The sequence below is a fragment of the Oceanobacillus timonensis genome, from assembly GCF_900166635.1.
In the GTDB taxonomy this organism is placed as follows: domain Bacteria; phylum Bacillota; class Bacilli; order Bacillales; family Amphibacillaceae; genus Oceanobacillus; species Oceanobacillus timonensis.
In genome coordinates this window covers 3,412,918-3,433,525 of the sequence record NZ_LT800497.1, presented here as the reverse complement: position 1 = coordinate 3,433,525, position 20,608 = coordinate 3,412,918, and the positions used below count along the sequence as shown (strand labels likewise).

Here is a 20,608-nt window from a genome sequence, read left to right as displayed (position 1 = left end):
GAGATAACTACCTCCATTAATCACTTTGAATGGTTCATGTATAAAAAAGCAGACAATCGTCTTGTCTGCTTTTCAGTATACAACAATCTGAAAATTATATCAATTACTTAATTTTCTTCTAACATTGCCCATTCATCCATATAGTGATCCAGTTCCTCTTTTAAAACGGATAATTTATCGGTTAATTCCATTGTCTTTTGATGGTCATCAAATACATCCGGTTTGGTCATTTCTAATTCGATATCAGCAATTGCTTCTTCTTTTTGTTCAATAATGGTTTCTAATTCTTCAATGCGTCGCTTCCGTTTGCGTTCTTCGCGCTGGCGTTGCTTTTCTTCTTGAAAGCTGAGCTTTTGGGCAGAAACAGCTGGTTCGTCTCCTTCTTGTGGATTTTTTTGCATTTCTAACTGCCGCCATTCCTCTTCTTCTGCTTTTTTCTCCAAATAGTAATCATAGTCACCAAGATACATTTTCATACTGCTTGCTTGCATTTCCGCGACTTGATCTGCTATCCGATTGATAAAATAACGGTCGTGGGAAACAAAAAGAATCGTTCCGGGAAAATCGATTAAGGCACTCTCCAAAACTTCCTTACTATCAATGTCCAAGTGGTTTGTCGGCTCGTCAAGGAGAAGTAAATTTGCTTTTTGCATTTTCAACTTTGCCAGCGCCAGTCTTGATTTTTCACCACCACTTAAGGACGAAACAGATTTTAGGACATCTTCACCCGAAAATAAAAAGTTTCCAAGAATGGTACGAATATCTTTCTCATTGATCAATGGATAATCGTCCCAGAGCTCTTGCAGCACAGTTTTATTCGAGTTAAGGTTAGCCTGTTCCTGATCATAATAGCCAATTTGAACATTCGTCCCGAGTTGGATTTCGCCTTTATCAGGACGTTGTTTACCGACAATATTTTTTAGCAGTGTTGTTTTACCGACCCCATTTGGCCCAACCAATGCAATACGATCACCGCGGTTAGCATGCATGGAAATGCCTTTAAAAATCGGCTGTTCCGTATCCGGATATTGGAAGGTTAACTCTTTTATTTTTAATACGTCATTTCCACTTTGACGGTTCACTTGGAAAGAAATAGATGCCGAGGATTCGTCCCCTGCAGGGCGTTCAAGGCGTTCCATTTTTTCAAGTTTTTTCCGTCTGCTTTGTGCCCGTTTTGTTGTCGAAGCACGTGCCAAATTCCGTTGGATAAAGTCTTCCATCCGTTTGATTTCCGTCTGCTGTTTTTCAAATTCTTTTTTCTCTTGTTCATAATCAAACGCTTTTTGGTCTAAATAGTTGCTGTAGCTTCCATGGAACTTTTTAGAATGATGTCTGGAAATCTCGTAGACAATAGATACGGTTTTGTCTAAAAAGTAGCGGTCATGGGAAACAATAACGATAGCACCCGGGTAATTGACTAAATAACTTTCCAGCCAGGTAAGCGTATCAATATCTAAATGGTTTGTCGGCTCATCCAGAATAAGCAGCTGCGGTTTTTGCAAAAGGAGTTTCCCAAGCGCCAATCTTGTTTTCTGCCCGCCGCTTAAATCTGTAATCAAGGTATCGTAGTCATAATCACCAAAGGATAAACCGGTGAGTACAGATTTGATTTCTGCTTGATACGTATAACCGCCGCTTGTTTGGTAATCATTTTGGAGTTTGTCATATTTATCGAGCAGTTGCTGATAATCAGACGCATCCATACTGGAAGAATCCGCCATCTGTGTTTCCATTTCACGCAGTTTTTTTTCCATGGAGAGAAGTGGAGAAAATACATCCAGCATCTCTTTCCAAATGGTTTTTCCAGACTCTAACGTCATATGTTGGGAAAGATAACCAAATGTTAAGTCTTTCGGTTTGAATATTTCGCCACCATCAAAAGGCATTTCGCCTGCCATTATTTTGAGCAGTGTTGACTTACCGGACCCATTCCGGCCAACAATTGCAATACGTTCATTTTCTTTAATTTCCATTTTTATATTAGAAAGAATCTCTTCTGCTCCAAAGGATTTCGAGATTCCGTTTAATTGCATTAAAATCATCATTGCCATCCTTTCTAAGTTAGAAAAAAGCCTGTGCAAATACGGTACAGCATAGTCTGTTGATCGGCTTTCTTTTTCAATCATCCTGTTAAAGGAAATCATACCTTATACAAGTGTAACGTATCCCAATAGAAGCGACAATAAAATTAGCTAAAGTTCGCCATGTTGGCAGTATTTCTGTTAAAATTGTATAGTAGAGGATGTTAATGTTGAATAAAAATGAAAAGGTTTAAATAATACATTTTCCTATACTTAGAAACTGAAGAGAGGCCGTTTCAAATGGAACAAAATAAAATTCCGCAGGCAACAGCAAAACGTTTGCCTTTATACTATCGATTTCTCAATAATTTATATCAACAGGGGAAGCTGCGTGTGTCTTCGAAAGAATTAAGTGATGCTGTGAAAGTAGACTCTGCGACGATTCGAAGAGACTTTTCCTATTTTGGAGCGCTTGGAAAAAAAGGGTATGGATATAATGTGGAGTATTTATTAGGTTTTTTTAAAAGTACATTGGACCAGCATGAAATTACCAATGTTGCTTTAATCGGAGTTGGAAATCTGGGAACTGCATTTTTACATTATAATTTTTTAAAAAACAACAATATCCGTATTACAATGGCTTTTGATACAGATGAATCCAAAGCAGGCAAGGAAATTGGCGGCGTTCCCATTTATCATGTGGATGAATTAGAAGATAAAATAAAGGGGATTGAAGTTGCTATTTTAACGATTCCGGCTGAAGAAGCAGATGCTGCTGCAAACAGATTAGTTGATTTAGGCATTAAAGGCATCCTTAATTTCACTCCAGCACGCATTACTGTCCCAAGCAATATCCGTGTACATCATATTGATCTAACGGTAGAATTGCAATCACTGGTATACTTTTTAAAACATTATTCTTTAGAAGAAGAATAGTCCGTTTTTATTTACTGATAAGAAAACTAGCTCTCAAGCAGCTTTTCTAAGAGAAAGCAGTGTGAGAGCTAGTTTTTTCTTATTTTTTATTCTTTACTTTAAAGTAGTACCGCAACATTCGGAAGCCGGCATAAAAAGTAAGTGCCGCAATACCCGCGAACAGGATTGTTACGGTGTCCCAGACAGTGTCTCCTTTACTGAGAACACCAATATAAACAAATAAAGCACCGAATAAAATATAAAAAATGGCTTTAATTAAATATGGACGATGCATGTTAACCTCCAAAGAATATGAGTTGTAATTGATCGAGTTGCTTTTGAATTTCTTCTGGATCTAATGACAGCTGAGCCAAAACAACAAGTGTGTTCATACCGGCATGTACGATAATAGGTACAAGAATCCGCTTTGTCTGTACATAAAGGAATGCAAAAACAAATCCCATTGCTGTATATACTAATAGATGCAAGAAATCCCAATGAATCACGGCGAAAATAATAGAAGATATAATGGCCGCGAAGAAAAAGTTCATTTTTTTATAAAGGGATCCAAAAATAATCTTCCGAAAAATGATTTCCTCCAATATCGGAGCAAAAATAGCCGGAAGAGCAACAAAAATGGGTACTGCCCGGGCCATATTCATAATACCTTGTGTATTTTCCGAACCGGGATCGATTCCGAACAATTCCATTTCAATGGTGGCTGCCAGCCCTTGGGAAAGGAAAGCTAAAATAATCCCCAAAACAGACCAGCCAATAATTCCGCCAGCACCAGCTGCATCACGGTGATTCGGGGCTTGTATTTCCGGTTTTAAAAGCCAGATAACAACAACAATACCGGCAGCAAAACTGAATACAGACCAATAAATACTGGCAAGTGCAAGTTCAATATCAAATACAAATGCGAGTAGAGGTGCTGCAAGAAAAACGGAGAATTGCATAATGATGTATGTAAGTATGACATATATATATCTTCGGGTCATAAAAACGCTCCTTCAAGTATAATCATCATAAAGTATATTCTAACACAACTGTTATGGAAAATTATAATCAGAAGTACACAGAATCATGCATGAAACAATAAAGAAAAACGTGGCATGCGTTAAAAGGAGAGTTAAAATCGTATTTTGCTTTCTTAGAATCCCTTATAGGCTTGCGTGCAAGTCTATCGGTGAATGCCAAGCCGGGACTGGGACTGCGCTTACTTGTCCCATCGAAGGGCTTTTGCGTTAAATTTTATACTTTCCTGGTGTAAAAAAAGCGGACCTATTTTCAAAAAATAATGCAGCGTCATACTTGCATTTTTTCCAAAAATTAATTATCATATTAATTGGAGTTAGCACTCGAGTGTGTAGAGTGCTAATAAAAAATAAAAATGATTTGGGATTAAGGAGGCAATTCTACATGATTAAACCATTAGGAGATCGTGTTGTTATCAAACTTGTTGAACAAGAAGAAACAACTGCAAGCGGAATCGTACTTCCAGACTCTGCAAAAGAAAAACCGCAAGAAGGTGAAGTTATTGCAGTAGGTTCTGGGCGTGTGGAAAATGGAGAAAACATTGCTCTAGAAGTTTCTGAAGGAGATCACATTATTTTCTCTAAATTTGCTGGTACTGAAGTAAATTATGCAGGTACTGAATACTTAATTCTTCGTGAAAATGATATTTTAGCAGTTGTCAACTGATTAAAAATATACGATGAATCTTTAAGAGAAAGTTTTAACAATGAAATGAAACCGTGAATCAATTTGAAGGAGGAATATGAACAATGACTAAAGACATTAAATTTAGTGAAGACGCTCGCCGTGCAATGCTGCGAGGAGTAGATACCTTAGCTGATGCAGTAAAAGTAACATTAGGACCAAAAGGTCGTAACGTGGTTTTAGATAAAAAATTCGGTTCTCCATTAATTACAAATGATGGCGTAACCATTGCAAAAGAAATTGAACTGGAAGATTCATTTGAAAATATGGGTGCACAGTTAGTATCTGAGGTAGCATCAAAAACAAATGATGTTGCCGGTGATGGTACAACAACTGCAACTGTCCTTGCTCAAGCAATGATTACAGAAGGACTTAAAAACGTTACTTCCGGTGCAAATCCAGTAGGAATCCGCCGTGGTATTGAAAAAGCAGTAGCATTGGCAGTAGAAGAGCTAAAAGGCATTTCTCAGCCAATTGAAAGCAAAGAAGCGATTTCGCAAATTGCATCTGTATCTTCTGGTGACAATGAAGTTGGACAACTAATTGCTGAAGCGATGGAACGTGTGGGCAATGACGGTGTTATCACTGTGGAAGAATCAAAAGGATTTAACACAGAACTGGAAGTAGTGGAAGGGATGCAATTCGACCGCGGATATGCTTCTCCTTATATGGTTACTGATCAGGACAAAATGGAAGCTGTACTGGAAGATCCTTATATCCTAATTACAGATAAGAAAATTGGAAATATCCAAGAAGTATTACCAGTATTAGAACAAGTGGTGCAACAAGGTAAGCCGCTTCTTATGATTGCAGAAGATGTAGAAGGCGAAGCACTTGCTACCTTAGTAGTAAATAAACTACGCGGTACATTCAATGCGGTAGCTGTGAAAGCTCCAGGATTTGGTGACCGTCGTAAAGCAATGCTGGAAGATATTGCTGTTCTTACTGGTGCAGAAGTTGTCACAGAAGATCTCGGCTTAGATCTTAAATCAACATCCATTGAACAATTAGGACGTGCTTCCAAAGTTGTCGTAACAAAAGATAACACAACTGTAGTGGAAGGCTCCGGAGACCCAGAGGCTATTTCCAGCCGTGTAGCACAAATCCGTGCACAAGCGGAAGAAACTACTTCTGATTTTGATAAAGAAAAATTACAAGAGCGTCTGGCAAAATTAGCAGGCGGTGTTGCTGTTGTTAAAGTTGGTGCAGCTACAGAAACAGAATTGAAAGAACGTAAACTCCGCATTGAGGATGCACTGAACTCTACGCGTGCAGGTGTAGAAGAAGGAATGGTTCCTGGCGGCGGTACAGCGCTCGTAAATATTTATGAAAAAGTAAGCGAGCTTAGCTTGACCGACGACGAAGCAACTGGTGCAAGCATCGTACTGCGAGCATTAGAAGAACCAGTTCGTCAAATCGTTCACAATGCTGGTTTAGAAGGTTCTATTATTGTAGAACGTCTAAAAGGTGAAAAAGTAGGTATCGGCTACAATGCAGCAACCGGCGAATGGGTAAACATGGTTGAAGCTGGTATTGTAGACCCAACAAAAGTAACCCGCTATGCACTTCAAAACGCGGCATCTGTTGCAGCAATGTTCTTGACTACCGAAGCTGTCGTAGCAGATAGACCGGATGAAAATGAAGGCGGCGGAATGCCTGACATGGGTGGAATGGGCGGTATGGGCGGAATGATGTAAATCATTCGCTCAAACCCCGTCATAACAACGGTTTTAGTGGTATAAATAAATAATTGACCGCATTTTGACCACATTTCGCTAAAAATCAAGCAAATTATTCATGAGACTTCCGAATTTTTCGGAGTCTCTTTTTCTGTGTGCCAGGCATGTGCACATTCTCTAGGGTTAAAGTCCCGAATCACGAAGGCAGTAGTAGTGGTTAGCTCAAGACAAGGGTGTCTGGGGGTGACCCAGAATCTGAAGGAAGTCGGCGGCAAACCCCCGCCCTTAGGAACACAAACTTCATAGAAGGCTAGATGTACTTGGGTGAGACTGCATAACAAGTCAAAGCCCTTACTGCCAAAGGGTGCATAGAGTAAATGAAGAAGGGATATGGGGAGGAAGAGTGTGTACTTACCCTGGGAGGTCTGATAGAAATGCGGTACACATGCCGTAACTGAACATGCGAATGTTCACTGAACTATCAGAAGTCAGCCGAAGCCGTAGTACCAGATAGTTCTAGAATATCTGGGAAGGGCTGAATCATTTAAGGAGAATTGCCACTTCGCGTACGCAATACTCGAAGAAGCAGAAACATGAAACCTTCCTAATGGAGGAAGCGGTGAATCCCGCGGGGGACATTAGAAGGGCTGAGAGACATTGCCACACAAGAAGAAAGGACAATTCACGCAGGAGTTAGATAACATGTTGGAACAAATTCTAGCACGAGAAAACCTAATGACAGCTCTGCATCGTGTAGAGCGCAATAAAGGAAGTCACGGAGTTGATGGAATGCCCGTACAAAACCTACGAGCGCATATCATGGAACACTGGGCTTCTATTCGGGAGCAACTAGAAACGGGTACCTACTACCCTCAACCAGTTCGCCGTTACGAAATCCATAAAGAAGGCGGCGGTATGAGGAAACTGGGTATTCCCACCGTGTTAGACCGTTTTATCCAACAAGCCATCGCACAAGTGCTCACCACGATATATGACCCGACCTTCTCGGAAAATAGCTATGGCTTCCGCCCAAAGCGTCGAGGTCATGACGCTGTAAGGAAAGCCAGGGCATATATGAAGGACGGATATCGCTGGGTGATTGATATGGATTTAGAGAAATTCTTCGATAAAGTAAACCACGACCGTTTGATGCGGACGCTAAGTCGGAGGGTCAAAGACCCGAAAGTCCTTCAGCTTATCCGCAGATTCCTGCAAGCAGGAATCATGGAAGACGGAGTGGTACATCCGAATACAGAAGGAGCGTCTCAGGGCGGACCGTTAAGTCCGCTTCTCTCAAACATTGTCCTGGATGAACTGGACAAAGAGTTAGAGAAAAGAGGACTCCATTTCGTGCGCTATGCGGATGATTTTCATATTTATGTCCGTTCGAAAAGAGCAGGACACCGAATAATGGAAAGTATCACCAACTTTATAGAGAAGAAGATGAAATTGGAAGTCAATAAAGAGAAAAGTGCGGTAGACCGCCCATGGAAACGTAAATTCCTTGGATTCTCATTCACCTTTCATAAGGAAAATCCCAAGATACGGATTGCGAAAGAAAGTATCAAACGTTTCAAGCGACGAATCCGAGAATTAACGTCTCGAAAGAAATCAATGAATATGGGGGACAGAATAGAGAAACTGAATCAATATCTCGCAGGCTGGCTGGGATACTACCAGTTAGCAGAAACACCTACGATATTCAAGGAACTCGACGGATGGATTCGAAGACGTCTACGAATGATACGTTGGAAAGAGTGGAAGAAAGTGAAAACGAAACACAAGAATCTCGTGAAACAAGGAATCAAGAAAGGAAAAGCGTGGGAATGGGCAAACACAAGAAAGAGCTATTGGCGAACCGCCAATAGCCCTATCTTGCATAGAGCGCTTGGTGACCAATACTGGTCAGAACAAGGTTTGAAGAGTCTAACTAATAGCTATCTAACGAAGCGTTGGACATAAATGAAACCGCCGTATACGGAACCGTACGTATGGTGGTGTGAGAGGTCGGAGGTTAGTCACCTCCTCCTACTCGATTGCTGTATATCCTTACAAATCCCTACTATGGTATAATCTTAGTTAATAATTTATATAGTAGGTGAATGAAGTGATAATTGGTTTTATGCGTAATTTTACAAACCCTAGTACAACGGCAAAATTATTTTCAAAAGTATGTAAAGGGGAAGGATTAGATATCTTATATATGCATCCGAAAGATGTAGACATGGAGAATAATTCTGTCAATGGTAGATTGTTAGTGGGGGATAAGTGGAAAAGAATAAAAACAGAATTGCCTAGAATTATCGATATTTCCCCATATTCATTAACAAAAAGCAAAAAGCTATCTAAATACTTGCGGAAGAACGCTTATTTAACAGACAACGGTCTGAATAGAATTTCCAAAGATCGTTTACAAGAGCTATTCGCTGAAGATGAGAAATTTAATAAATATATTATTCCATCGAAACACATTGCTGATTTTAATGATATCTTAGAATTTATAGACAAATATTCTGAGGTGGTAATAAAGCCCGTTAATGGTTTAATGGGAAAAGGAGTTTACCGTGTCCGCAAAAGAGATGATATGTATGTTGTTGGATTTAGGACAAGTGACACAGAATATACGGAAGAAGTATTCAAGGATTTTTATGAAAAAAATATTGCAAACAAGAACCATATAATCCAAAAATTTATCTGTTCTAGAACTGCGCAGCAAGATGACCCATTTGATTGCAGAATCCATGTAGAAAAAAATGGGTCGGGAAAATGGGAAATAGCTAAAATTTATGTTCGTATTGGCATTGGTCAAAAGGTTATCTCTAACGTAAACCAAGGTGGAGGTATTGCTGATGTTAAACAGTTCTTAACTGCTAATTTTCCTGATAAGCAAAAAGTGATTTTAAAAAAACTTAAAGGCCTCGGAAACGCTTTTCCTTACAAAATAGAGGAAGTAAGAAACACAGAGTTGATGACATTAGGTATGGACGTTGGAATAGATGAAAATGGTGAACTTTATTTATTCGAAGTGAATAGTATTCCAACGGTTGCTAATATAAGAGCCGAGGTTGCGCTGTTACGTTGCGAGTACTATAAATATTTAATTAAAAATATAATTTAAAATGTATTTTTATGCTTTAAAATTCCTTCTTCTAGGCCGATATAGGTAGTAGGGGGAGATGTAAATGAAAATAGATTATTTTAACAAAATTGATTTATTCGAGCTACGAAACACCAGTAATAAAAATTATTTCGTTGATGTTGAATCAGGTATAACTCAAAATAAAGAAGTAACTAATGAGTTTGATAGAGAGGATTTATTGAAGAATGATTACTTCTTGTCATATGCCATTCACCAAATGAATCGAGTCGGAAATATGACTCTTTATAGTGTAGTTGATAGAGTTATAGACGAAAATAAAAACTTAATTGTGTTCGTCCGGCAAGAAACAAAAAGTATAGAAAAGTCATAGACATCTCGTTATGAGGTGTCTTTTTTCATGCCTTGAAAGGTTGTGATATCCATTTATTAAAGCCGAGAAAGGCTTATTTTTATGAGGTTAGCGCTACGCTAGCCTCTTTTTAATGTCTGATGTAGTAGGGGGTCGAACATGCCACAACCGGAGGAGTTGGCAGAAATGAATGATAAACAGGTAGCAGTTCCTGAAATACTGCTGGACCATGAAAGACGACTGACCAACGTCGAAGCTCAGCAAGCGAAGGTTTTTGAGAAATTAGATGATATGAAAGTTAATATGGATGACCATAACAAAGAGCAAAAAGACTTGCTTAATAAACTGATAAGTCATCACCTCGAAACAAAAAAGATGAACCTATCTAGTTTTTGGAAATGGTTTATCAGCATTACAGGGGCAGGGGGATTGGTTACTGCCGTTGTGGTTATCGTATTTGAATTTTTTATTTAAGGAGAGGATATTATGCAACAAGCAATTACAAGGTTAGCGGTACTGGCAGTTTTATTGTTTAATCAGGTATTAGTCACTTTTGGATGGAACCCATTACCATTTTCCGAGGAAGAAATTTATGAAGGAGTGTCAGCGGTAGTATTAGCCGTTGTGGCAATATGGACATGGTGGAAAAACAATTCTGTTTCTCAAGAAGCACAGGAAGCCGATCGAATTCTTAAAGATGCCAAGCAAAATAAGAAAACAAAGCTTAAATAAAGAGTAGTTAAAAGCTGCTCTTTTTAATTTATAAGCAGCTAGCTCATGCGGGCAAGCTGTTTTTTTAATACAAAATATTAGAGGAGGAATTTTATTATGGCAAAAATTTATTTAGATCCAGGACATGGCGGTACAGATCCAGGTGCAGCTGCAAATGGTTTACAGGAGAAAGCTCTTACTTTGAAGATTGCTCTGAAAGTAAGAAATATTTTAAATCGTGATTATACAGGTCACAGTATCCGAATGAGCCGTACAACAGACAAGACAGTATCTCTTAACCAACGTACAAATGATGCAAACAGTTGGGGCGCTGATTACTTTGTATCTATTCACATCAATGCTGGTGGAGGTACTGGTTATGAAGACTATATTTATAATGGAAGTGTCTCTAATAACACTGTAACTTATCGCGATAGAGTCCATGAAGAAGTTATGAAGCAAGTGGATTTCAATAATAGGGGTAAAAAGCGCGCAAACTTGCATGTATTACGTCAATCTTCTATGCCCGGTATCCTAACAGAAAATGGCTTTATTGATACAACTGCTGATGCGAACAAATTAAAATCAGACGCTTACCTTGATCGCATTGCCCTTGGACATGCTAATGGCATTGCTAAGGCGTTAGGTCTTTCTGGTGGCGGTAATAATGGAGGGAGTAACCCTGATCCATCTGGTGACATTGATGTGGATGGAAAATGGGGTAACAGTACAACACGAGCGCTACAGGAAGCGTTAAACACTCCGGTTGATGGTTTTATCAGTAAACAACCTAGAAACGCTGTAACCCAAGCATTGTATGGTACTACGGTGCAATTTGGTAGTGGTGGCAGTAATGTGATTGTTGCCTTACAGCAGAAAGTTGGTACTGGCGCTGATGGCAAATTGGGACCTGGAACAATTAGAGCGTTACAAAAACATCTAGGCACTCCGCAAGATGGAGTTCTAAGCCGCCCATCTACAGTAGTTAAAGAGATGCAAAGACGTTTAAATGCCGGCACATTTTAAGTATAAAATAAGCCCTCACGGTTGTGGGGGCTTTTTAAGTTTAAACTTTTTCACGTTAAAATTTCTTGTAAATTATATTAAAGTATTACATAATTAAATAAAAGGAATCAAGGAGGTGGAAAGATGCTTTTAAGTGATAAAGACTTAAGGGAGTTGGCTGTAAAACATGAGTTAGTTACTCCTTTTCTAGAACAAAATTGCGAAGGAGCCACTATTGACTTAACGCTTGATTCGCAAATAAAAAAACAAAAATCTAATATTAATCATATTATAGTGAATAGAGTTTCAGATTCTGATTATGAAGTTTTTGATATTAACAAAGAAGATTTTATTCTAGAACCAAATGAGTCAGTGTTAGTGCAATCTATTGAGTATTTTAAAATACCTAACAATATGGCAGGAATAATTTTTGAAAGATATAGTATTAAATTAAAAGGATTAGTTGTTAGCCCTGCCAGCTATATGAATCCAGGATATGAGGGTAGATTAAGTTTTTTGCTAACTAATAATTCTAACGGAACTATTCAATTAGTATCAGGGGTTAAATTTTGCCAGTTGTCAATAGCAAGTTTATCTAGTGAATCTGAATTTCCTTATAGGAAACAAGACGCAAAATATATGGGAAGTGAAGATGTGCAATTATCCAAACTACATTTAGACCAAGAAATACAAAACTATTTCAGAGATTCAGGAGTTCGTGAATTGAGTGGTGATGAAGCTAGTCAAATGGGGTTAAATTTAATGGATAACATAAAAAGTAACGCAAAAAAATATGCTGAAATAATCAAAGAAAATTTAGGGGATAATAATGGGGAAAGCTCGGCTACGTGAACTTTTAATTGAAATACAAAAGGAAGAAACTTTGAAAGAGCTTCTTGGTAGTGAATATTATGTAAAGACAAAAGAAGAAAAAGAACACTACTTATCTTTCGTGATTTCACAGATTGAACAAGATGTTGATAAGATGCTTAATGAACACGTTGAGCAACATTTAAGAAGCTTACCTGAAAATAAAAGTCACCGCAATCTAATGATATTCTATACGATTGCAAATGTGGTATTAACTGGAGCAGCAGGATTTGCAGTAAATGAAAAAACATGGGTTTTTGTAGTTATTTTATACATTCTTTTGTGCGGAGTACAAGTTTTACCTTACATAATAAACAAGAAGTAATAAGGAAGTTATTAAATGAAAAAATATAGACATTTTAAAGGTAGAGAATACGAAGTGCTTTTAGAAGCAATTCACACGGAAAATAACGAACGAATGATAGTATATAAAGATATGGAAGGGAATGTATACGTCAGACCAGCTTCTATGTTTTTTGAAAAAGTGGAACACAATGGAAAGATAGTTAATCGTTTTGAGCCAATAGATTCTTAATAAAATAGCCCTCACTTCACTGTGGGAGCTTTAATAATTAAATTTCCTTTTTTGATTTATCTTGGAATAAAAACTAATTGTTTTGACTATAAATATATTGAAGAGTAATCTTTGTACAGATTTAGGGGAGCATTTGTACAGGGTTCTTCAATGAAATACCCCCTTACTTCACCAAGGGGGATTTAAATTTTAAGCTATAATTCTTCCGCAGAGTTATATGAATCTAATCCTCCATCTTTATGAGTAACTGTAACTCTGCAATGAGGCGTCCGGTGTGCACAACGGGCGTCTTTCATTATAACTCTTTACAAGGTTTATCTTATAAGCTAAAATTACATCGTAGGGTTACAGAAGGGTGTCATCACTCTTTTCCTTAGCTCCATCCTTTATATGATGTAACTTGAAGATTAAGAGCTTGCTGTTTATATTGCAGGCTCCTTTTTATGTTAAAAAATTAAGACTAATTATTCTTTTGTATATTTACATAATAAATTTTTATGATATAATTTAATCATACATATCAAAAGATTCATGATGTGTGCATTAGAATTCATAATTTATTATTTGTATTTTGTTTGGGGTTTTCACAACTCCGTAACGCTCTTCTGGGGAGAAGGAGCGAAGATTGAAAAACAGAATATTACTTTAAAAAATACGCTCATCATGGGCGTATTTTTTTGCAAACAAATAAGCCCTCACTTGGTTGTGGGGGCTATACACATTATTTAAACTTTAACCTTGTCTATAACGTAATCTAACCAAAGATTTAATGCTTTACCGGTAATTCGATTGTGGTAATGTTTATCAATATCTTTATTGTAGTTAAATTCGTTAATTTCTTTGTTGGATATAAAAATGACAATTTCATTATCACCATCAATCGTTTTTCTTTTTTGATAATCATCTATATAAGGTGACTCTGATTCAAGTTCTAACGAAGCTTTAATTTCTGCTTTTAAATGATCTTCGTGCATCTTTACCGCATCTAAAAATATCTTATAATTTTCTGTCATGCTACTATGCTCCTTTTATTATTTAATTACTTCATTATAGAAGCTTATCATACCAATCTAATAAGTTCATCCTTTAATTTAAGGTATACCCGCCCTTTCTTGTTAAAAAATAACAGTACACTTGTTCTTGTTTTGTATATAGTATATGGTATAATGAGAACGGGTATTCGTCAAATGGAGGTATAAAACATGATTGGATTTTTAACAAGTGCGATGGACAGAAAAGAGAAAATCATGATTTATTATATGGATAGCGATAACAATGTAACGCAACGTATTATTAGAGTGGTGGATATAGATGAAGAACGGGTTCTGGCATATTGTTACTACAGAAAACAGGTCCGCAGTTTTAAACTAAACAATATATTGTCTTGCGGTCCGGTTAAAAGAAGTGCATAAAAAAAGATAGAAGACCTCTATTTCGAATTATGGTATAATTAATAAAATGAAAATTTATATATATAAATAAACACAGCTATTTCTTTTTGGATCAAATGACCATATTTTGACCACCACACAATTAAAAATCATTATCAATTTATATAAAATAACAAACACAAAAATCTTTTAAATACTTATATAAAAGGATTTTTATAAAAGATTAAAACCCGATAAACAACGGTGATACATGGGCGGAATGATGTAAATCATTCGCTCAGAAAGCGTCCATCTCTCGTATTATAAGTAACTTGTAGAGAGAAGCCCGCTTCTTGTTATTCTTGTTTGAATAATGAGAGGCGGGCTTTTTTGGTATTCAAATGTATTTATGAAGATGATATAGTTGTTTTGATGTGCTAGAGGTATATCCTAAAAAGATAGTGCATAAAATCTATATTCGTTTACATAGTTATTTTTAGCTGATTTATTCTTTAAAATAAAGTGTGATATAATTATACGGATATGTTGACTTTTTTTACTTCAATAATCAGGCCATTTTGCGGAGTAGTGAAAGGTGATAAAATAATAGCTAGGCGAAGGAGTTGAACAAAATGGCAAAATTATTAAAGTCCAAGACTTTTATAATAACAAAGGAATAAGCATACGTTCATTTTTTTGATGGTTCTTTAAAGGACTTGGTTAATTATCTTTGTGTAAGCTGAATATTTGGAAGAATATTAGACTAAAAAGAGGTGTGCCTATTGAATCGACATTACCAAAATCAAAAAATGTTTGCTGATTCTGCCAAGAAAATTGCAGCATCTACTCAACAAGCATTACAAATTAAAATACCAAAGCTATCAGAGTAAATTAAAATATCGTAAATTTCAGATAAATTTGATGAGATACTAAAAAATATAAGAGAAACCATAAACAATATCGATTGGGATGGAATTAAACGGTTTAGTAGCGTATGGGATTTTATTGAAAATTATACAGATTTAGGATGGTCGATGCCTCAACAAATACTTGTTCAAATTTATGATGAACCAGCTTCATAAGCAGAAAAGCGTGACTATGTACAAATGAATGAGGTATCAAATGTTTTTGGATATTTTGTTAAGCATGTAAAAGTGTACATTTGTTAAAAATGTGGTATAATAAATATAGAAAGTCATAAAATAATAACGACCGCCCATGCTGTTACATGAGCGGCCGAATAGACTGAACCCCAACAAGAGGGGCTAGGCGGCATCATAAAAAATAATCCCTCAGCGCGCAGCGAACGCATTGGAGGGGTTATTTTTTATGGTTATTATCAGAAACGATAATCGCCACTAACATCCCGAAAGATATCATTAGCGTTAACGTACTTTCAATATCCATAGGCAAGCACCTCCCTCCCCGGGAAGTCTCCCATTAACCCAAAGACTACCGACAAGCGACTTGCTGCCCAACCCCTCATGCGAAGCCAGTCTATTACATTTTATTATAACATATTGTTGTCATTTGTACGTTAACTGATAGAGAAAAGTTTACAAAATAAACGATAGGTTCTGCAATGTGAAGATCATTACGTCTTCGTGTGTGGAAGACGGATTACATGTTGCAAGGCTTTAAATGAAGAGAAAGGGTTTTTCGTTACCTTTATTGTAAAGATTGTGAATTAGCTTTTAAAACCCAAAAAAAAGATAGTGCATAAAATCTCTATTCGTTTACATAATTATTTTAGCTGGTTTATTCTTTAAAATAAAGTATGATTTAATTATGCAGATATGTTGGTTTCTTTTATTTCAACAATCGGGCCAGATTGTCTAATTAGAAATATTTAACAGTTGGATTATTTTTAAAAAGGAAGGTGAATCGTATATGAAGACTGTGAGCCGAGAAGTTCAAGATTTGTCCATTAAATCCTTGGAGTCGACCTTCAATAAACTTTCAAATGCATATAAAAGTATAACCGAGAAAGGTTCTAATACAATCCTTGTCAAAAAGAGACGAAACGCTGTGAAAGTCGGTTTAGAAAGCCTCGAAAACGCTTGGAATGAAAGGGAATTTTTCTATGATAAAGAAATCATTTCGACTTCTAAAGATATTTTACAAAGTATCATTCCATCTATCGAAAAACAGATAGCTAAAGCGAAAGAAGGTAGTCCTCAAAAAACAGTAAATGAGCGTCGTCTAACTGCGATTAAACTGGCAATTGAGTCCCTGGACAACCGTCTTAAATAATTCTGTTTGTCGATTTTTACTATTCCATAAGAGGGCGCTTTTCACTAAAAAGGATTTGAGACAATATTTATTATGAAGTTCTATGGTAAATGTCAAAATAGTGATATAATAATGTTATAATGAAAGGGACGATGGAATTTTTGCTGGACATTTAAATTACTTCATATCAAAATCTTAAGAAAATTAATTTACATGTGTTATTCTGCTATCGGGTGCGTTTCTGGAATAATAAGTTTTTTTACTATAATGGTCAAAAGGATACGTGTTGTTAGTTTTTAAACTAACAAAAAATGCATTCAACTGTGAATATACACGAAAATAAATTTGCTTTAAGTAATTAATCATCACTTAAAGTTTTTACAAGAAATGGCTTTTTGAAAATCTGTGGATTTGTTTGGATTGTGGGCGGAATGATGTAAATCATTCGCTCAAACCCCTTTGCAACAATGATCTTAGCGGTAAAAAATAAATGACCGTATTTTGACCGCATTTTAATAAAAATCAAGCAAGTTATTCAAGAGACTTCCAAATTTTTTGGAGTCTCATTTTTTAGTTTCTTTAGAAGTCGTTTCATTCGTGAGTCGATTAATTGAGGATGTTTAGGATATCTATAATAATTATTCCAATTAACAAATATAAATTTTTAGTCGTGATAGCTGTCCCCGAATTCCTCCTTTGTTACATACGTATATTTTCATCGCGTTTGTACTTTGCTTTGCTAAACGTTTTCCATGGCAAAACGTTTATACACTCCATTTTTGTGGAATTACATATATAACAAGTAAATAGTAGTGTAAGGTAGTAAGCATCATGGGTTCGCTGACATCAATAGACAAGCATAAATCAACTTTTCAAGGAGTCAATTGATTCGTAACATGATGCCGCACCTTCGTTCTGAATAATTAACCCTGGTAGGTTACTTGGGAAATCGATGATGAAACTATATGTTATAGATAACGATAACTGCAAAAACATGAGGAGGATTTTAGAAATGGCAGAGTATCAAACGAATGCAGTCGTTTCCACAGAGTGGGCAGATCAACACAAAGAGGATTCGGATGTACAGCTTGTTGAAGTGGACGAAGATAATAGTGCTTATAAATCGGGGCATATCCAAACTGCGATTGCGTGGAATTGGACGACGCAACTGAACGACCAAGTACGCAGAGATATATTATCCCCGGAACAAATGGCGTATCTTCTAGGGAAATCGGGAATTACCCCAGATACTACCATTGTTCTATATGGGGATAATAACAACTGGTTTGCAGCTTTTGCTTACTGGCAAATTAAAATGTTTGGTCATTCTAAATTGAAGTTAATTGACGGAGGCCGTGTGAAATGGGAGGAAGAAAATCGTTCTTATACAACAGAAGTTCCTACAATTCAACCTGTTGAATATCCTGTAAACACAGCTGATGCATCCAAACGTGCGCTGCAATCTGATGTGGCTGAAGCACTTCGTACCACCACAGCTCTTATCGACGTCCGCAGTCCGCAAGAGTATTCTGGTGAGATGATTGCACCTCAGGGAATGAATGAGACGGCGCAAAGAAGCGGACACATTCCAGGCGCTGTCAATATTCCTTGGAAACTTGCAACAAACGAGGACGGTACGTTTAAATCAGCTGATGATCTCAAGAATTTATACAACGAAAAAGGAATAACTCCCGATAAAAACGTAATCACTTATTGCCGGATTGGAGAACGCTCAGCACATACTTGGTTTGTCCTGCACGAATTGCTTGGTTATGAAAATGTGCGAAATTATGATGGTTCCTGGACAGAATGGGGAAGCATGATTGGCGTACCTATCGAAAAGTAATTCTTAGCAAGTAAGAAGGATGTTTTATTGGGAATAGCTATCAAGCTAACAAAAGATGATGCAAACGACTGGATTATCTTTTGTTAGCTTTTCTTATTTTTTTATCTCTCATCTAAAAAAGCATATACCAAGACGTTTGAAGATAATTTGCTTTTGTTGTTTGCGGCCTTTACTCCCTTTTTTTTATCCTTGTATAACTTTTTAAAATCCATTTTATCTTTTGTAGATATGATTTTTATTCTAAACCTTCAATTAGAGGAAATTAAATTTGATTCAGATTTATAATAGAAAGCATACATAAGAACATCTCTCATTTAGGTAATTAAATTATAAACTCAAAAATTTTTTTTTTAATGAAGCAAATATTATTCTGTGATGATTAGGTGGAACTTATTACCAAATAGAATAACAGAATAATTTTAGCTGATTTCTATAAAATATAATTTATAGAGCTATGGCATCAAAAGAATGATACTATAAAATTTTAGGAGGGAAAAAATGCAAAGAAATCTAATGGAAATAGAGGAGAAAGCTAATGCTTCATTAGCTTCTTTAGAAGTGATTAATGGTCAAATGCTTTTTTTCGATGGACTAATTCGAGATATAGAAAGAAATCCAGAAATAATAGCTTCTTTGATTAAAGAAGGCTCTGTGCAAAGAAAACTAATAGCTATTTATATGTTATTACACGATAACCTTTCAGACATAGAGAGTGCTGTTGATACAATTAGTAAAGCGGCTGGACAGGGTGAAAATCATGGAAGTAATGCATAATCAAAATTGTATATAAACCAATTATCTTAAGAATATTATAACCTTTAGTTAGAAATTCTAGCATAAAGAAAGGTTCTCGCATCTGAAATATGATGACTGATGAGTAACCTTTCTTTAAAATAACAACCATCAAGATAGAATAATTTTACGTTAATTATAAATATCCATAATAAAATTCAAAAGAAGCTAACATTTGAAGTATACTGTGCTTTGAATGAACATAATTAATTATAAATAACAAAAAACTATATAAGCCGTTTTCAACTTCTATAGAATCAATTCCAACAACTTGGTAGTCTGTAGCAAACAGATATAAAATGTCTAATTGGTTGAATAGCAGAAAGGATATATACATAATCTTAGTAACAATCTAATGGTGTTTCACCTAAAAGGGAAGTAGAATTTATTAAAAAAATTTCTTGATACCAATTGTATAAATGGAAATCTTTATTTTAGAATGAGAAAATCAAAAATACCCCTTTTGAAATTCCCCACCCAATATGATAGTTTAATAGAAGATATATTTATTTTAAAATTTTCTGTATTTTACATAGAAAACAGGTGTTCAATTGAAAAAAATACATATTCTTTTATTTATTGTCATGTTATTTTGGGGATTTAACCTCTCCGCTATTAAAGTTTTAGTTACCGATATCGATCCGATTTTAGTGACCGCTCTCCGAATTTTTGTTGCAGGTGCTGCGGTGCTGCTTACTTGTTTATTTATGGGGCTGTTCCGGTGGCCGAATAAAAAAGAATGGAAGGTCATCCTTTATGTCGGGATATTTAATGTTGTCCTCCATCATACGCTGCTAAGTGTCGGGTTGAAGTATACTTCTGGTGTGAACAGCAGCTTGCTTTTAGGGACAGGACCATTATTGACCGTTTTATTAGCGATTTTATTATTAAAACAGCGTGTTCCCAAATTACGTTTGTTTGGATTTGTTTTAGGATTTGCTGGTATTTTCCTTACAACGAGCTCAGGAGGCGGTTTTCATAGTATAGCGATAGGTGATTTGATAGTCTTTTTGGCTGTCTTAGTGCAGGCCTTCAGCTTTATTTTAATAGGCAAGTACCATGATGATTTTGATTCGATATTGAGCACAGGCTTTATGCTGTTCATTGGCTCGGCTTTTATCTTCCTGACAAGTCAGTTTTTTGATAATCCCGTTTCTGATTTAACGCCGCTGTTTTCATGGAAACTGGGGCTGGTATTTCTCTTTAGTTCGCTATTATGTACGGCCTTTGGACATATCATTTATAATTTAGCGATTAAGCAGGTTGGACCTGCAGAAACAACGTTATTTATGAATCTGAATACGCTTTTTGCGATAATTGGTTCGGTACTGTTCTTAAATGAAAGCCTTACTTTGTTTCACATCATTGGATTTGTTTTCATCTTGTGCGGGATATTTGTCGGGACAGGAACGTTGGAATATGTATTATTAAAGCGAAGAGGGAAGTTTGTTGCTAAGTGAA

The 20,608-nt window shown here is 36.3% G+C and carries 20 protein-coding genes and 1 pseudogene; 17 read left to right on the top strand and 4 right to left on the bottom strand.

Translation table 11 applies throughout. The features are described 5' to 3' along the window. Positions 1 to 107: 107 nt before the first annotated feature. Positions 108 to 2,042 carry a ribosomal protection-like ABC-F family protein gene (gene abc-f / locus B7E05_RS16760; protein ID WP_080875285.1) on the bottom strand — a complete coding sequence of 645 codons (1,935 nt, stop codon included), beginning with the start codon at positions 2,040 to 2,042 and terminating at the stop codon, positions 108 to 110. Between the two features lie 279 nt (positions 2,043 to 2,321). Between abc-f and B7E05_RS16755 the strand changes: the two genes are divergently transcribed. Beyond that, positions 2,322 to 2,957, top strand: coding sequence for a redox-sensing transcriptional repressor Rex (locus tag B7E05_RS16755; protein ID WP_080875284.1), 636 nt, complete (start codon positions 2,322 to 2,324; stop codon positions 2,955 to 2,957). 79 nt (positions 2,958 to 3,036) lie between these two features. Here B7E05_RS16755 and B7E05_RS16750 read toward each other — a convergent pair whose 3' ends face one another. Further along, positions 3,037 to 3,231 (bottom strand): DUF4305 domain-containing protein, encoded by a 195-nt coding sequence (locus tag B7E05_RS16750; protein ID WP_080875283.1) that lies wholly within the window; start codon positions 3,229 to 3,231, stop codon positions 3,037 to 3,039. A gap of 1 nt (position 3,232) precedes the next feature. Beyond that, positions 3,233 to 3,937: a CPBP family intramembrane glutamic endopeptidase gene (locus B7E05_RS16745; RefSeq protein ID WP_080875282.1), complete on the bottom strand. Its 705-nt coding sequence runs from the start codon at positions 3,935 to 3,937 to the stop codon at positions 3,233 to 3,235. Between the two features lie 421 nt (positions 3,938 to 4,358). On the opposite strand from B7E05_RS16745, the gene groES reads away from it, so the two are divergent. From groES to B7E05_RS16685, 11 genes and pseudogenes are all read left to right on the top strand, one after another. Next, entirely contained in the window at positions 4,359 to 4,640 is a 282-nt protein-coding gene (gene groES / locus B7E05_RS16740; RefSeq protein ID WP_080875281.1) for a co-chaperone GroES, read from the top strand. A gap of 83 nt (positions 4,641 to 4,723) precedes the next feature. After that, complete coding sequence (gene groL, locus B7E05_RS16735) at positions 4,724 to 6,355, top strand: chaperonin GroEL (protein WP_080875280.1); 1,632 nt, start codon at positions 4,724 to 4,726, stop codon at positions 6,353 to 6,355. Positions 6,356 to 7,039: 684 nt separating this feature from the next. Continuing rightward, positions 7,040 to 8,299, top strand: coding sequence for a group II intron reverse transcriptase/maturase (gene ltrA / locus B7E05_RS16725; protein ID WP_080874617.1), 1,260 nt, complete (start codon positions 7,040 to 7,042; stop codon positions 8,297 to 8,299). A 145-nt stretch (positions 8,300 to 8,444) separates the two neighbouring features. Then, a complete protein-coding gene (locus tag B7E05_RS16720; RefSeq protein ID WP_080875279.1) occupies positions 8,445 to 9,455 on the top strand; it encodes a YheC/YheD family protein in 1,011 nt (336 codons plus the stop codon). A gap of 64 nt (positions 9,456 to 9,519) precedes the next feature. Beyond that, positions 9,520 to 9,807, top strand: coding sequence for a hypothetical protein (locus B7E05_RS16715; protein ID WP_080875278.1), 288 nt, complete (start codon positions 9,520 to 9,522; stop codon positions 9,805 to 9,807). Between the two features lie 138 nt (positions 9,808 to 9,945). Beyond that, positions 9,946 to 10,260, top strand: a complete 315-nt coding sequence (locus B7E05_RS16710; RefSeq protein ID WP_080875277.1) for a hypothetical protein — start codon at positions 9,946 to 9,948, stop codon at positions 10,258 to 10,260. 12 nt (positions 10,261 to 10,272) lie between these two features. Then, positions 10,273 to 10,518: a phage holin gene (locus tag B7E05_RS16705; protein WP_080875276.1), complete on the top strand. Its 246-nt coding sequence runs from the start codon at positions 10,273 to 10,275 to the stop codon at positions 10,516 to 10,518. A 96-nt stretch (positions 10,519 to 10,614) separates the two neighbouring features. Next, a pseudogene (locus tag B7E05_RS22610) lies at positions 10,615 to 11,151 on the top strand (N-acetylmuramoyl-L-alanine amidase); the annotation flags it as partial. A 495-nt stretch (positions 11,152 to 11,646) separates the two neighbouring features. Beyond that, positions 11,647 to 12,354: a dCTP deaminase gene (dcd, locus tag B7E05_RS16695; protein WP_080875275.1), complete on the top strand. Its 708-nt coding sequence runs from the start codon at positions 11,647 to 11,649 to the stop codon at positions 12,352 to 12,354. Beyond that, on the top strand, positions 12,332 to 12,697 hold the full coding sequence (locus tag B7E05_RS16690) for a hypothetical protein (RefSeq protein WP_080875274.1): 366 nt from the start codon (positions 12,332 to 12,334) through the stop codon (positions 12,695 to 12,697). Before dcd ends, B7E05_RS16690 begins: the two co-directional genes overlap by 23 nt. 15 nt (positions 12,698 to 12,712) lie before the next feature. Then, positions 12,713 to 12,907 carry a DUF1653 domain-containing protein gene (locus B7E05_RS16685; RefSeq protein WP_080875273.1) on the top strand — a complete coding sequence of 65 codons (195 nt, stop codon included), beginning with the start codon at positions 12,713 to 12,715 and terminating at the stop codon, positions 12,905 to 12,907. A gap of 725 nt (positions 12,908 to 13,632) precedes the next feature. Here B7E05_RS16685 and B7E05_RS16680 read toward each other — a convergent pair. Then, positions 13,633 to 13,920: a hypothetical protein gene (locus tag B7E05_RS16680; RefSeq protein WP_080875272.1), complete on the bottom strand. Its 288-nt coding sequence runs from the start codon at positions 13,918 to 13,920 to the stop codon at positions 13,633 to 13,635. Positions 13,921 to 14,109: 189 nt separating this feature from the next. On the opposite strand from B7E05_RS16680, the gene B7E05_RS16675 reads away from it, so the two are divergent. From B7E05_RS16675 to B7E05_RS16650, 5 genes are all read left to right on the top strand, one after another. Next, positions 14,110 to 14,319, top strand: a complete 210-nt coding sequence (locus B7E05_RS16675; RefSeq protein WP_080875271.1) for a hypothetical protein — start codon at positions 14,110 to 14,112, stop codon at positions 14,317 to 14,319. Positions 14,320 to 16,167: 1,848 nt separating this feature from the next. After that, positions 16,168 to 16,530, top strand: coding sequence for a hypothetical protein (locus B7E05_RS16670; RefSeq protein WP_080875270.1), 363 nt, complete (start codon positions 16,168 to 16,170; stop codon positions 16,528 to 16,530). 991 nt (positions 16,531 to 17,521) lie between these two features. Continuing rightward, positions 17,522 to 18,355: a sulfurtransferase gene (locus tag B7E05_RS16665; protein ID WP_080875269.1), complete on the top strand. Its 834-nt coding sequence runs from the start codon at positions 17,522 to 17,524 to the stop codon at positions 18,353 to 18,355. A gap of 498 nt (positions 18,356 to 18,853) precedes the next feature. Next, the gene (locus B7E05_RS16660; RefSeq protein ID WP_080875268.1) at positions 18,854 to 19,129 is read left to right on the top strand and encodes a hypothetical protein; all 276 of its coding nucleotides are present in this window, start codon (positions 18,854 to 18,856) and stop codon (positions 19,127 to 19,129) included. A gap of 569 nt (positions 19,130 to 19,698) precedes the next feature. Next, positions 19,699 to 20,607, top strand: a complete 909-nt coding sequence (locus tag B7E05_RS16650) for a DMT family transporter (RefSeq protein ID WP_080875266.1) — start codon at positions 19,699 to 19,701, stop codon at positions 20,605 to 20,607. Position 20,608: the final 1 nt, after the last annotated feature.